The 12,368-nt window shown below is 55.6% G+C and carries 11 protein-coding genes; all 11 read right to left on the reverse strand.

Translation table 11 applies throughout. The annotated features are described in order from the left end of the window. Window positions 1-8: 8 nt before the first annotated feature. A complete protein-coding gene (locus tag HY010_11365) occupies window positions 9-1,217 on the reverse strand; it encodes an efflux RND transporter periplasmic adaptor subunit (protein MBI3476323.1) in 1,209 nt (402 codons plus the stop codon). Continuing rightward, window positions 1,214-2,431, reverse strand: a complete 1,218-nt coding sequence (locus HY010_11370) for a TolC family protein (protein MBI3476324.1) — start codon at window positions 2,429-2,431, stop codon at window positions 1,214-1,216. Before HY010_11370 ends, HY010_11365 begins: the two co-directional genes overlap by 4 nt. A gap of 119 nt (window positions 2,432-2,550) precedes the next feature. Beyond that, window positions 2,551-2,997 (reverse strand): hypothetical protein, encoded by a 447-nt coding sequence (locus tag HY010_11375; protein MBI3476325.1) that lies wholly within the window; start codon window positions 2,995-2,997, stop codon window positions 2,551-2,553. Window positions 2,998-3,061: 64 nt separating this feature from the next. Next, on the reverse strand, window positions 3,062-3,343 hold the full coding sequence (locus tag HY010_11380) for a hypothetical protein (GenBank protein ID MBI3476326.1): 282 nt from the start codon (window positions 3,341-3,343) through the stop codon (window positions 3,062-3,064). Window positions 3,344-3,406: 63 nt separating this feature from the next. Continuing rightward, window positions 3,407-4,063 (reverse strand): hypothetical protein, encoded by a 657-nt coding sequence (locus HY010_11385; protein ID MBI3476327.1) that lies wholly within the window; start codon window positions 4,061-4,063, stop codon window positions 3,407-3,409. Between the two features lie 92 nt (window positions 4,064-4,155). Next, window positions 4,156-4,602, reverse strand: coding sequence for a nuclear transport factor 2 family protein (locus HY010_11390; GenBank protein ID MBI3476328.1), 447 nt, complete (start codon window positions 4,600-4,602; stop codon window positions 4,156-4,158). Between the two features lie 381 nt (window positions 4,603-4,983). Then, window positions 4,984-5,523, reverse strand: a complete 540-nt coding sequence (locus tag HY010_11395; GenBank protein MBI3476329.1) for a DUF305 domain-containing protein — start codon at window positions 5,521-5,523, stop codon at window positions 4,984-4,986. 71 nt (window positions 5,524-5,594) lie between these two features. Next, entirely contained in the window at window positions 5,595-7,763 is a 2,169-nt protein-coding gene (gene cadA, locus HY010_11400) for a cadmium-translocating P-type ATPase (GenBank protein ID MBI3476330.1), read from the reverse strand. 566 nt (window positions 7,764-8,329) lie between these two features. After that, window positions 8,330-8,671: a hypothetical protein gene (locus HY010_11405; GenBank protein MBI3476331.1), complete on the reverse strand. Its 342-nt coding sequence runs from the start codon at window positions 8,669-8,671 to the stop codon at window positions 8,330-8,332. 259 nt (window positions 8,672-8,930) lie between these two features. Beyond that, window positions 8,931-9,272, reverse strand: coding sequence for a P-II family nitrogen regulator (locus HY010_11410; GenBank protein MBI3476332.1), 342 nt, complete (start codon window positions 9,270-9,272; stop codon window positions 8,931-8,933). A 9-nt stretch (window positions 9,273-9,281) separates the two neighbouring features. Then, window positions 9,282-12,362 carry an efflux RND transporter permease subunit gene (locus tag HY010_11415; GenBank protein MBI3476333.1) on the reverse strand — a complete coding sequence of 1,027 codons (3,081 nt, stop codon included), beginning with the start codon at window positions 12,360-12,362 and terminating at the stop codon, window positions 9,282-9,284. Window positions 12,363-12,368: the final 6 nt, after the last annotated feature.

Here is a 12,368-nt window from a genome sequence, read left to right on the forward strand (position 1 = left end):
CGCCTGGGCTACTCGCTTTCCATCGAAGATTTCAAGAGTTGCGACTTCAGCAGGAAACTACCTCGGATTACGACCGCATCTCCGGCCTTCAACCCTTCCAGGATTGCGAGGCGCCCGTCGATTGTTTCACCGGCCCGGACGGGTCGCACCTCGAAGCGATCTGCGGATTTCCGCACAAAGACGACGTCCTGGTCATTGATTTGCTGCACGGCTTCGGCGGGTAGGAGCAACAGGGACCTGAGGCCGCCCACCGCGATTTCTGCGTTGGCCAGCATCTCCGGGCGAAGCTTGATCGATGGATTCTCAAGTTCGATTCTCACCCGCATGACGCGAGTCACAGGATCAAGTTCCTGCCCAAGGTTGGTGATTGTGCCCGTAAAGTGTTCGTTTGGAAAAGCGTTTACCGCCACGCTGGCGCGCTGGCCGACGCGCAAGCGCGCGATATTGGTTTCATTGACGGATGCGATCATCCACAAGCGCTTCAGATTACCAATCACAAAAATGTCTTTGGTAGGGTCAACCACCGCTCCCGACGATACATTTTTTGCCAGAACGTATCCCGCGCCAGGGGCGCGGATGGGAATCAGATCGGCATCATCCCCTCGGTATTCTGGACCTGGGTCGGAGGGAACTCCGAGAGTGACCTTAAGATGGACGCGTTCCTTCTCTACCTCGATCTGCTCATCCCGGACGGCGGCCTGGACATTCACCAGTTCCTGATGGGCACGTTCCATTTCTTCCAGAGACGCCGCTTTCAGCGAGTACAGCCGTTGCGTGCGGTCGTAGTTCTTTTGGGCCAGGGCGGCCGCCGCTTCAGCGCGAGAGAGATCGGAACGAGATGTTTGGTAGGCTGCGCGGGCCTCCTGTACGTCACGGCTGTGCATGCCGGCCAGAACCTGGTTCTTCTCCACGAAGTCTCCTGAATTTACAAACACCTTTTCCACCCGGCCACTGGTGAGCACGCCTACGCGCCAACTGCCGTTGTCGGTCAGCGTGATCCTTCCAGGAACCCGCAATAACTCTGGCTCATTGCTCGCGGCCAGGGTTTCCACCTGAAAAGTGCTTTGGGTTTGTTCAGCAATCGGCAGCAGGACTTCGTCGCGCTTATGCTGTGAGCCCTGCTCTAGTGTGGCCGCGGCAGTCTTGCTGGCGCGATCACAAGCCGCCAACCACATCATGCTCATGAGTACGACAATCATTCCCGAACGATGTGTCAAGGCTGCACTCCTTCTGCTCGCTCCAGAGCCGTCACGCTGTGGTGAAACTCATTGAGGGCGCGCACCAACGAAATCTGCGCATCCACACGTAGCCGCTCGGCATCGAGTAGACGAAGCAAGTCCAGTCCGCCTTCACGATAGGCCGCCCTGCTGATATCGGAAATCTCGACGGCCTGGTCCCTCAAAGGCCGGAATATGTGTTCCACCTGCTGGCGTCGTGCGTCATATTGCTTGCGGGCCAAGGCAAGATCCGTCTCCAGAATGGCGTGCGTCGCGGCAAGATCGTGTTCCGCGGCGCGAAGGTTCGCCATGGCTGCTCTAGTTGCGCCTTGGTTTCGGTTGAAGATCGGAATGTTGAATTGCAGCCCGGCAATCGCCGTATTGAGACCTGAAGTGCGCTTGTATCCGAATAGTGCCTCCAAGTCCGGACGGCCGTTGGCACGCTCCAATCCAATGACGCTACGGGCCTGAGAAACCGCTTGTTCTGCTAGACGTCCTTCGGGACGGGTTTCCCCAACGCTCGATTGCTGGGCGGCTGTTCGGGGTGTCTCAAGTTGGCCAATATCCTCAGTTAGTTTCCACGGTCCGCCATTAGGAGTGCCGAGTTCACGAGCCAACTCCAACTGGGTCCCTTCTGCGTCCAGCCGGGCGTTGTCAGCCGCGGCGCGCAATCGGCCACTCTCCAGACGCACCCGAAGGACATCGACTTCTGCCACTTTGCCTTCCTTTAGTCGCGCTTCGTGATACTGAAGGATCTCCCCAAAGAATTGCAGGTTCTCGTCGTAGAGAACGCGTGTTGTCTTAGCCGCCAGAGCGTTCCAATATGCGTCGCGCACCCGTTCCGCAATGTCACGGCGGCCCAGCTGGCCTTCAAGTTCACTGCGACTCACGGCGCCCTGAGCAACTGCGATACGATTCTTGCGGCGTCCAGAGGTCTCGATTACCTGTGAGGCGTAGGCGAACGTATCCGCATCCTGCCCGTAGTTAAAACCAGAAGATCGAATGTTCTCCGCCTGGAAAATCAACCGCGGATTTGGGAACAGCGCCGATTGCCTTCGTAGCTGCTCGGCAGATTCGACGCGCGCCGCAGAGGCCTGGAGTTCCGGCCGTTGAGACAATGCCAGTTTTACGGCATCATCGAGCCCCAGTGGGGTCTGCGCAGTAGAAAAACCAGAGAACAGCAGCACGGCTGCTAGCGTAACTTTGTCGATCATCAAAGTGTAGAACTCCCCATGCATGTGCAGGACGGCTTATGCCCGCTTTCGGCGAGCGCAGCTTGAAGCCGATGAGTACAACGAATTCTTTACAGGGAAGGAACCGCCACCCCAGCGGTTTAGGCTAAGTGCGAGAGGAGATACGCAGGTGGGGGTCGAGCGGGGACGGACATGACTAGAGGCGGAGCATGCGCATTCGGTTCGATGAGAAGAACAAAACCATAGCTCGACGATTCACTGGAAATACGGAATGCTGATGTTAAGCAAAAGTGTGGAATGCTCGGGGACGCCGTCTGGGCCTGGAAAAGATCAAGGTATCTGACCTCGCCCTTTTCTTTGTGGTCGATCTCGCTTCCGCCGTGGCCACTCTTCAGATGTGGGGAGAAGTGTGCATGGATGAACGTTCCCCGCCCCTGACCGGCATTATTCGCGTGTTCGTGCGTCAGCGGTGCCGCCACGAAAGATGGCAGCAAAGACAGCAATCCGACGATCGCCACATGACGAGTCACGGTTGCGCAATGTTCTACTATTTCCGGGTTGACCGTCAAATGGCCGCCGGTGGTCAAACAGAATTTCATCTACCATTCACCCTGGCTTGGCCGGCAAGTCCCAAAGTCGCAGGCTTTTGAACTATTGTTGTCGCACGCTGACTTTGTCGAAGTGGTGCCCGTTGCAGACGATTTCGCCCGCGGCTGTCTTTGTGTAGGGTTTGTGGAAGACCACGGTGTCTGCCTCCTGCGCGGGTTTACACGGCGTCGTATTTAGATATAGTTTGCCTTCCTTTTCACTCTCGACGACCCCACTGGCGATATCTCCCTGCCGCGCCTCGGTCGGCGTCCGTGGTGCTTGCGAGAAGGCAACCGTTACCAAAATGAAGAGAAACGTGGCTAACAGAACGGTCTTTGTTTTCATAGGCTTTGCACCCTCTTTCCTTTGAGAATTGGATTGGCTCCCGATGGCATGAATCACTGCCCCTCAGTCGCATGGCGTATTGAGCAATCTCTGAGATTCTTGTGAGATGACGGCAATGAGCTCATCGGTAATATCAAAGCAGAACTGCATCGGCATCATTGGCAACGGCTTTCGGTCATCCCCGATCAAGGTCACGTCCAGCCGATGTCGACCAGGTACCATGAGGCCATTTCCGGTGAACGAGACCGATCCAACGACTGACTTCGAGACTCCGACCGGAACCGGAAATGGAATGTCGACCGTATGTCTAGTTTCGTCGACGAACTTGAACTGAGGATCAGTTGCGTCCATTGGAGGCGGTTCAAAGTGGGCCGTAGCACCAACGATGACTCCGCCACGGTTGCCGTAGTTCGAGGCAAGCACAGGAAAGCTGAATGTGACCTTCTGGTGCGGGGTATCATAGAAAAGGGTCAAGGGAACCGGAGTAAGAACAGAAAACTTCGGGTGCTGGTAAAAGCTGTCGTATGCCTCCTTGGCCGCCCTCGGCACTGCAAAGACGCTAGCGAGGATGCCTAAATACACGCCCCAAGTCCTGATCCAGCTTCTACTCTCGGTTTTCAGGCTCTCAACGTCCTTTTTCAGACCCTCAACCTGGTGCTTGAGAGCTCCGATCTCTTCGAAAGCTCGCTCACTACGTAATTGAGGATCGTCAGCTGACATGCGCTCGTAGCCCTCTTGCATGGATTTTACTCGGTTTGGCCTGTGGGTCGCGCTGCCTAGAAATATCGTTGCGACAATCCCTTACACGCCCGCTATTCACCGACTCGTCTTACACTCCAGCTGAGTTCGACAATCCGCCACTTGTTCGCTTCCTTCTTCAGAATATAGATCGCCCACAGATCGGGTCGCTTGTCTCCATCATGGATGATGGCACGGCTCATTCTCGAATACCCCCATGCCATTGAGGGGCCAACATCGATCTTTACAATTTCACTTTTGTACTGCGTGGGAGATGCTTTGAATTGTGGTATCAAGTGACGGTCACGGAAATCCGCCCAGCCATCGTTCCGGTAGCCGTTTTCAAAAACGACTACATCGGCTGAGACTAGTCTCTCGATTTTCTCAATACTTCGTGTTTGCAGGGCTCTTTCAAACTCGCTGATCACACTCCGAACTTCTGTTTGGTCAGCTTCGGTTTGCGCCGCCGCTATTACGCTCACTACCGCCAGAACTGCAACCAATAGTGTTGCCGGTTTCATGCTGACCTCCACCCTTTCCGAGGGTCAATTGCGACGTGCTCCAGACCTCAGCCTCTCCTGGCCACTTTGATAATGCTGTTCACTATGGCACCTAGGATTAGCAGGGCGCCGCAAATGATCGAAAGTGCGGCCAAGTAACCTCCGCCCGAACCCAATGAATTCACGAAGGCTACACCTCCAGCGATCACCAGTACGATCCCAATCGCAGCAAGCAGTTTCGATGAAACTCGTCGTTTGTGGACTACCTCGGGAATGATACTCACTGTCAGAGATCCTCCTTCGAAAACATCTTAAACGCCATCATTAGAGGCCGTGACGCCGGGCAAGAAGTGGTTGCTAGCACTTCTCATTCTGCGGAACGACAAACAAACGGAGTGACCGTCAGTTGCAGTCTTTGAACCAGACGCAGCGCCATTGCCGCAATTGTTTGAGTTGGTTCTGTTGCCCCGGAGCGATTCGCTGACACAACTCGCGCAGTTCCGGGTGCGTGGCTTTGCTAGAACACTCTTTAATCGACTCAGCCGCATCGGCATGATGGTGCTCGTACTCCTTAAAGAATTCTCGTTCGAATTCCTCGCCCTTTAGCCCTCCGAGCCACAAAGGAATATTGTCAGTGCGCGGGAGTTCTTCCCCGTACCAATCCTTCAACCATGCTTTCATTCGTTCAATCCGTTCCCGATGTTGTTGGTCAATACTGGTGCAAAAGTCACGCAGTTCTTTGCGGATCGTTTCATTCTTTGTACACGGGTCGATCATCCTGTCATCGTCATTGTGATGATTGACCAGCCATTTCAGGAATCGCTCGTCGTAGGCTTCGGGACCAGCGGGAATGCCGGCGTGCGCTTCACGACCGTGACAACCGACCAGCAAGAGCACAACGCAACCTGCTAATACAAGCAAGGAAATGCGACCAATATTCATGAGATGTGCTCCTCTACTTCACCCTAAGAGGGTTGTAACGTGTGCCGTTACACCAGCAAGTACGAATCGTATTATTCAGTCCCGCGCAGCAAACGTAGCGCGTTGAAAATGACGAGCAGTGATACTCCCATATCGGCCGCGATCGCCGCCCACAGAGATGCAAATCCCACAAATGTAAGCGCAACGAAGAGGGCTTTTACGGCCAACGAAAGAGAGATGTTTTGCCTTATGATAGACAGCGCCCGGCGGGAATGCCGCACCAGCCACGGGATCTTCGAAAGGTCGTCAGACATCAAGGCAACATCAGAAGCCTCAATCGCTGCATCGCTGCCCATAGCTCCCATCGAAATACCCAGCGTGGCCCGAGCCATCGCGGGGGCATCGTTAACGCCATCCCCGATCATCGCAACTTGTCCATACTTGTCCACCAACTTTTCGATTACCGCGACCTTGTCCTGCGGTAACAGCTCTGCGTGTACCTCGTCCACCCCGGTTGCCTGGGCGATGGCCTCCGCTGTGGGCCGGTTATCGCCGGTCAACATCACAATGTGCTCGATGCCTTCTGCGCGCAGTCGCCGCAGGGCCTCACGGCTTGCGGGCCTCACTGCGTCGGCCAGAGTAATCATCCCGACCACGCGCGACTCGTCACCAATCACCACAACCGATTGCCCGGAACGAGCCAGCTGTTCCAGCCGTTCGTGGACCTCAGGAGTTTCTTCTCCCCGCTCTTCCAAATAGCGATGTGAGCCGAGCCAATACCGACGGCCTTCGATCTCGCCTTCTGCTCCCTTGCCCTGGATGATTTTGAAATCAGAAACCGAACGGAAACGGATTCCCACTCTTTGGCAGTGATCCAGAATGGCGCGCGCCAACGGGTGATCGCTCTGCAGCTCCATCGTGGCAGCCGTTTCCAGAAGCTCGTGTTCGGATATGCCAGGTTCAGGAAGCACGTCAGTCACACGAGGTCGTCCTTCCGTGAGCGTTCCCGTCTTGTCCATCGCGATGGCTTTTAGCCGTGCAGGCGCCTCTACGTAAGCTCCTCCCTTTATCAGCACGCCGTTTCGGGCTGATGCCGCCAGGGCCGCAACAATACTGACGGGGGTCGAAATCACCAGAGCGCAGGGGCATCCAATCACCAGCAACACGAGCGCCCGGTAGGTCCACTCCTGCCAACTACCGCCCAGTAGAAGCGGCGGCACTAGAAACACCAGGGCGGCTGACATAAAGACGATGGGTGTGTAATAGCGGGCGAACTTTTCCACCCACTGCTCGGAAGGCGCCTTTTTCGCTTGCGCCGCTCCAACCAACTGGATGATATGAGCAAGCGTCGTGTCCGACGCCACTTTGGTCGAGCGAACTTCTAGGGCGCCGTTGCCATTGATGGTCCCAGCAAACACCTGGGAGCCGGCTTCCTTCAACACTGGGACGCTCTCGCCTGTAATGGGCGCCTGATTGACCTCGCTGCTTCCGCGCAGCACCTCACCGTCCAGCGCTATTCGATCGCCAGGTTTGACGAGGAACACTGTTCCAAGAGAAACTTGGTCGGCGGATACCTCCGTTTCTCGCCCATCCACCAGAACGCGAACAGTCGGCGGAGCCAAGTCGAGCAGCGCCTCGACGGCTCTTCGCGCACGACCCACGCTCCACGCCTCAAGAGCTAAACTCAAAGCGAAAAGGAAGGCAACGAGGGCTGCCTCTAGCCATTCACCGATGATGCCCGCGCCGATGACTGCGATCGTCATCAGCAAATTCATATCGGGACGCATTCGGCGGAGCGCAAACAGTGCTTTCGGCGCGACATACCATCCACCAGCCACGATGGCAGCGACATAAATGACGCGAACGGCCAAGGGCACGTTATGCGCTAGGCCCAGTCCTTCCGAACCCAATGCCCGAGCGAAACCGCCGCTCAGAATTCCATGCGTAAGGAAACCTACGAACGTCAACGCGCCGCTGATGATGGTCGCGATCGTGCGGCCGTTCCGGAACCCAAGACCAGAATCCTGCCCCGAGCCCGTCGTAGGCTTCTCGCCCCATGGTTCCGCGCGCATGCCCGTGTTGTTCACGGCGCGGATGATGTCCGGGGACGTCACTTGCGATCCATTCACGGTCATCTTGCCGCGTAAAATGTCGAAAATGAGATGGTTCTCGCCGCCGACGATCGGGCCGACCTCACGCTTCAATACGGCTACTTCTTCAGCGCAGTCCATGCCTCGAATTTTGAATTCCAAGATCTTCATCACCCACTCGCGAACACAATCTCTTTCAAGCCGAACGCTGCGCGCTTCGTTGATTGAACTGCGGCAGCCTTAAGGATCATTTTTACTCAGAAGCACGGCGGCGCCGGTACCCAGGCGTACCGATACAAGCCCAATGATGAACCAGTAGTTGTTAGTTCGGAACCAGCCAAGCATTGATCGGGGTTCTGTCTGCAGATATTCAAACGTAATTAGGGCTGTCGCCACTACGGTCACAACGAAGTGGAGCACAATGCTAAGAACCTTACCACCAGCAGCGCTCCGCCATTGTTTTACTCCCGCAACCAAATCGAGCGTGATCAAAGCCAAGCCGGCAGTAATCCATAAACTAACCTCTAGGGGACGGTGAGAGGGTTGCGGTGCGACGAGACTGCCCAATACCGTCGCCAATGCCCAATAGCACGCCGAGAGGATATGTAGGCTTGAATTTATTCGATGGTTCATGTTCTGACCCGAAACGTCTTCTAGGAGATTCCGCGATTCGACCCCGCAATCTGCCAAGGGTGCTGGCAGAACTACGTTAGATCGGTAACTCGACGAGCGAGTGTTCATCGCAACTTCCCTGAGTCACCGTGGAACTGCGAAGCCGTGTCACCGCGCAGAACCTCGGTGATTTCTGACACAAAACATTCTGTCCCGCTGCCATTCTCGGATTGAGAGCAGTCGCCTATGGTCTCGATAACACTCTGGCACGCGGAGTCCGCGACAATGACCTCCAGCTTCCACTTCTTCACAAACTCGCCGTCAGCTTGCGACGTACACACAGGCGCCAGTCCCCCGAAGTCAAGAATTTCGGAAACCGTGACACTCAACCGTTCTGGCAAACTCCGAAGGCGCTCAATGACTTTCAACAAGAAGAAGGGCTGCCCAATTGCTTTGATTTCTTTCATCGTGAAGATTCCCTCCAGGTCGAATGTCCTTAGTGTGCCGAACGAGCCGAATCGTTCATGTCTCACGGCCGTGCGTGAGGAATAGGCCGACGCGGCGCCTTGCGCACGCCTTGTGATGCCAGGTACATGCCGAATGCGACCACCGAGAGCAGAAGCAATACCAGCCAACAAAGCATCACTTTGTCTTGGCGTCGCTGTCTTTCCTGACGCTCTTGTTTTCTGGACCGCAAGCCAGTGCACCCCGTGAGCCACGCGTGGTTCAGATGGCAGAGTCTCCATGCTCGCCGGTTCGAATGCGTACAACATCATCCACTCTGTACACGAAAATCTTGCCATCGCCGGCGTTGCCAGTGTGCGCGTTCCGCTGTATGGCTTCGACGACTTTCTCGGCCATCTCATCGGGAACTACTACTTCGAGTTTCGATTTCTTTACATACTCGACTGCTCCTTCCGCAACAGTATTCACAGCGCCGACGGCTTGTGCCCGGCCAAAACCGCGAACATCAGACACGGTCACGCCCGGCAGGCCCGGGATCAGCTTCAGAGCTTCCACCACCTTCGAAATCAGAAACGGCTGCATGATCGCTTTTATTTCCTTCATAGGACCTCACTAAATCTCGACCTCTGCACCACGCGCTTCAAACCACCGATACAGGGACGGCAAGACAAACAACGTCAAAGTAGTGGAAGTGACGAGTCCACCGATCACCACCGTTGCGAGCGGTTGTTGGACTTCAGCTCCCGCCCCAGTGGAAATGGCCATAGGCAAGAAGCCCAGGCCGGCGACTAGAGGCGCCATGATCATGGTTCGCATTTTTTCCAACGCGCCACGCTCCGTCGCTTCGTTCACCCCCAACCCTTGCCGACGCAACTCAACGATGTGGTTCAAGAGAACAACACCATTCATGACGGCTACGCCAGAAACTGCAATAAACCCCACGCCGGCTGAAATACTGAAGGGCATACCGCGAAGGGCAAGAGCAAAAACTCCGCCACTTGCCGCCAGTGGCACGTTAAGAAAGATCAGCAATGCCGGCTTTACCGCATTGAAGGTTGTGTAGAGCAAAACGAAAATCAAGAACATGGCCAGTGGAACCACGATGGCCAAACGCTTGGTGGCGCGCTGGAGGTTCTCGAATTGCCCGCCCCACTCGATCCAGTACGCGGTTGGAAGTTTTACTTTGCTCGCGACCGCCTGTTGCGCCTCGGTGATAAAACCAGCCAGATCTCGGCCTCGGACATTGGCCTCGACGCTGATTCGACGGTGGATGTTGCTACGGCTGATTTGTGCGGGCCCTGGTTCGGTGTGGATGTAAGCCAGTTGGCTGAGCGGGATCAACCGACCTTGCGGATCTGCAACCTTGATGTTTTGAATCTTTCCCATGTCGCTACGGTCGTCGGCTTCGAACCGGACCTGGAGAGCAAATCGCTTTTGTCCTTCAAGCACTTCCCCTACTTCCTTGCCGCCGATCGCCTCAACGGCGTTCAACACATCGCGAGCGTTGATTCCATAGCGTGCGATCTGATCGCGCCGTATCTCAACACGCAAATACGGGAGACCTCCAGTTTGTTCAGCCTTAACATCAGCGGCACCCTTGACTCCAGACACGACACGAACGATTTCGTCTGCTTTCGTCCGTAGCGCGTCCAAATCGTCACCGTACAGGGTGATCGCAACGTCTGAACGCACACCCGCGATGAGTTCCTGCATTCTCAGTTCAATCGGCTGAGAGTAGCTGAATATGTTTCCCGGCACCTCTTTCCTCAGCGCGTCGTCCATTGCCGCAATGAGACCCTCGCGGGTCTGAGCCGTCTTCCATTGCTCACGCGGCTTCAGAATGACGTAAATGTCGCTAGTCTCGACCCCCATCGGATCAGTGGCGATTTCAGCCCTGCCAGTCCTGGAAACAACCGTAGATACCTCCGGAAAGCGTTTTAATATCTTTTCAATCAAGGTAGTGCTCTGGACGGACTCCGAGAGGGAAACGCTCGGAAGCCTCCAAGCTTGCAGAGCCAAAGATCCCTCATCCAGCCGGGGAATGAACTCGGCCCCCAAGAACATCGCGACGCCCGAACCAATCACGAAAAGGCCTGCGGCAACCCCGCCCGTCAACAACGGCTTCGCCATTGTCTTTCGCAGCCAGGGCAGATAACGGCCTTTCATGAACCGAATGATCCGGGGCTCTTCATGAGAAACTTTCTTTCCAAGGAAAAACGAGGCGAGAACCGGAACCAGCGTCAACGCAAACACCAGTGAGGCAACGAGGGCAAAGATCACGGTCCACGCCATGGGCCGGAACATCTTGCCTTCCACGCCCTGCAACGTAAGGATAGGCACGTAAACGACCGTGATGATCAGAACGGCAAAGAAGACCGGACGAGCGACCTCCCGTGAGGCCTCAAGGATCGTTGCCGTGGGGTTACTCGAATTCTGATCGCGCCGCTCCGCCAAAAGGCGGACGATGTTTTCCACCATCACCACGGAGCCATCGACAATTAGCCCGAAGTCAATTGCTCCCAAGCTCATCAAATTTCCACTAATGCCTCCCTGAACCATCCCGGTGAATGCCACCAGCATCGAGAGAGGAATCGCCGAGGCAACAATCAAGGAAGCGCGAAAATTACCCAGCAGCAAGAGCAGGACAGCCACGACAAGGATGGCGCCCTCGATGAGATTTCGCTCGACGGTGCCAATCGTCTTGCGCACCAGCGCGGTGCGATCGTAAAAGGCTTCAATCTTGACGCCCGGGGGAAGCGTCTTTTCAATTTCCTTGAGTCTTGCTGTGGCGCTTTCGGCGACAACGCGGGAGTTTTCCCCGATGAGCATCATCACAACGCCGGTCACCACCTCACCACGTCCGTCGCGCGTTGCGGCTCCTTGGCGAATCATCGGAGCGAAACGTACCAGCCCGAGATTCTTGATGTAGATCGGCGTGCCGCTCTTGCTCGCACCGACCACGACGTTGCCGACATCTTCCAGACTTCCGATGAGGCCCTCAGCGCGAATTACAAACTGCTCCTGGTTGTGCTCAATGTAGCCGCCACCGGAATTCGCGTTGTTCTTCTCCAGTGCCTCGAACACCGCCGCCAGGGGGATGTTGTAGCTGGTGAGCCGATCAGCATCGAGTTGAACCTCGTACGTCTTGAGTTCGCCTCCGTAGGCATTCACCTCCACAACACCCTTGACTCCGCGTAATTGCGGAGAGATGTTCCATTCAAGAATGCTGCGGAGATCCATCAACGAGTAACCTTCTCCACGCACCTCGAACTGATAAATTTCCCCAAGACCCGTACTGATCGGGCCCATTTCAGGCGAGCTAAATCCCGGCGGGATCATTTCTTTGGCTTGAGAAAGGCGCTCCAAGACCAAGCTCCGGCAGAAATAAATATCCAAACCTTCATCGAAGAAGACGGTGACGGCAGAAAGACCAAAGCGGGAAATGGAACGGATCTCCTTGATTCCCGGCAGTCCACTCATGGATGTTTCGACAGGAAACGTGATGAGTTTCTCGACCTCCACTGGCCCCAAGCCGGGGGCTGTGGTCAAAATCTGCACCTGGTTGGGGGTGATATCGGGAACCGCATCAATCGGTAGGGCCTGCATCGCCCAAATGCCGACACCGATGACCACCAGCGTGACTACCAAAATCAAGAACCGATTCTTGAGCGAGAATTCGACTAGGCCGTTCATTGATCT

It is taken from the genome of Acidobacteriota bacterium (assembly GCA_016196065.1).
Lineage (GTDB): Bacteria > Acidobacteriota > Terriglobia > Terriglobales > Acidobacteriaceae > Acidiflorens.

Coding starts and splice junctions, on each gene's coding strand:
- HY010_11415 (MBI3476333.1), bottom strand. CDS start 12,362: ATGAACGGCCTAGTCGAATTCTCGCTCAAGAATCGGTTCTTGATTTTG.
- HY010_11410 (MBI3476332.1), bottom strand. CDS start 9,272: ATGAAGGAAATAAAAGCGATCATGCAGCCGTTTCTGATTTCGAAGGTG.
- HY010_11390 (MBI3476328.1), bottom strand. CDS start 4,602: ATGAAACCGGCAACACTATTGGTTGCAGTTCTGGCGGTAGTGAGCGTA.
- HY010_11395 (MBI3476329.1), bottom strand. CDS start 5,523: ATGAATATTGGTCGCATTTCCTTGCTTGTATTAGCAGGTTGCGTTGTG.
- HY010_11370 (MBI3476324.1), bottom strand. CDS start 2,431: ATGATCGACAAAGTTACGCTAGCAGCCGTGCTGCTGTTCTCTGGTTTT.
- HY010_11405 (MBI3476331.1), bottom strand. CDS start 8,671: ATGAAAGAAATCAAAGCAATTGGGCAGCCCTTCTTCTTGTTGAAAGTC.
- HY010_11385 (MBI3476327.1), bottom strand. CDS start 4,063: ATGTCAGCTGACGATCCTCAATTACGTAGTGAGCGAGCTTTCGAAGAG.
- HY010_11380 (MBI3476326.1), bottom strand. CDS start 3,343: ATGAAAACAAAGACCGTTCTGTTAGCCACGTTTCTCTTCATTTTGGTA.
- cadA (MBI3476330.1), bottom strand. CDS start 7,763: ATGAAGATCTTGGAATTCAAAATTCGAGGCATGGACTGCGCTGAAGAA.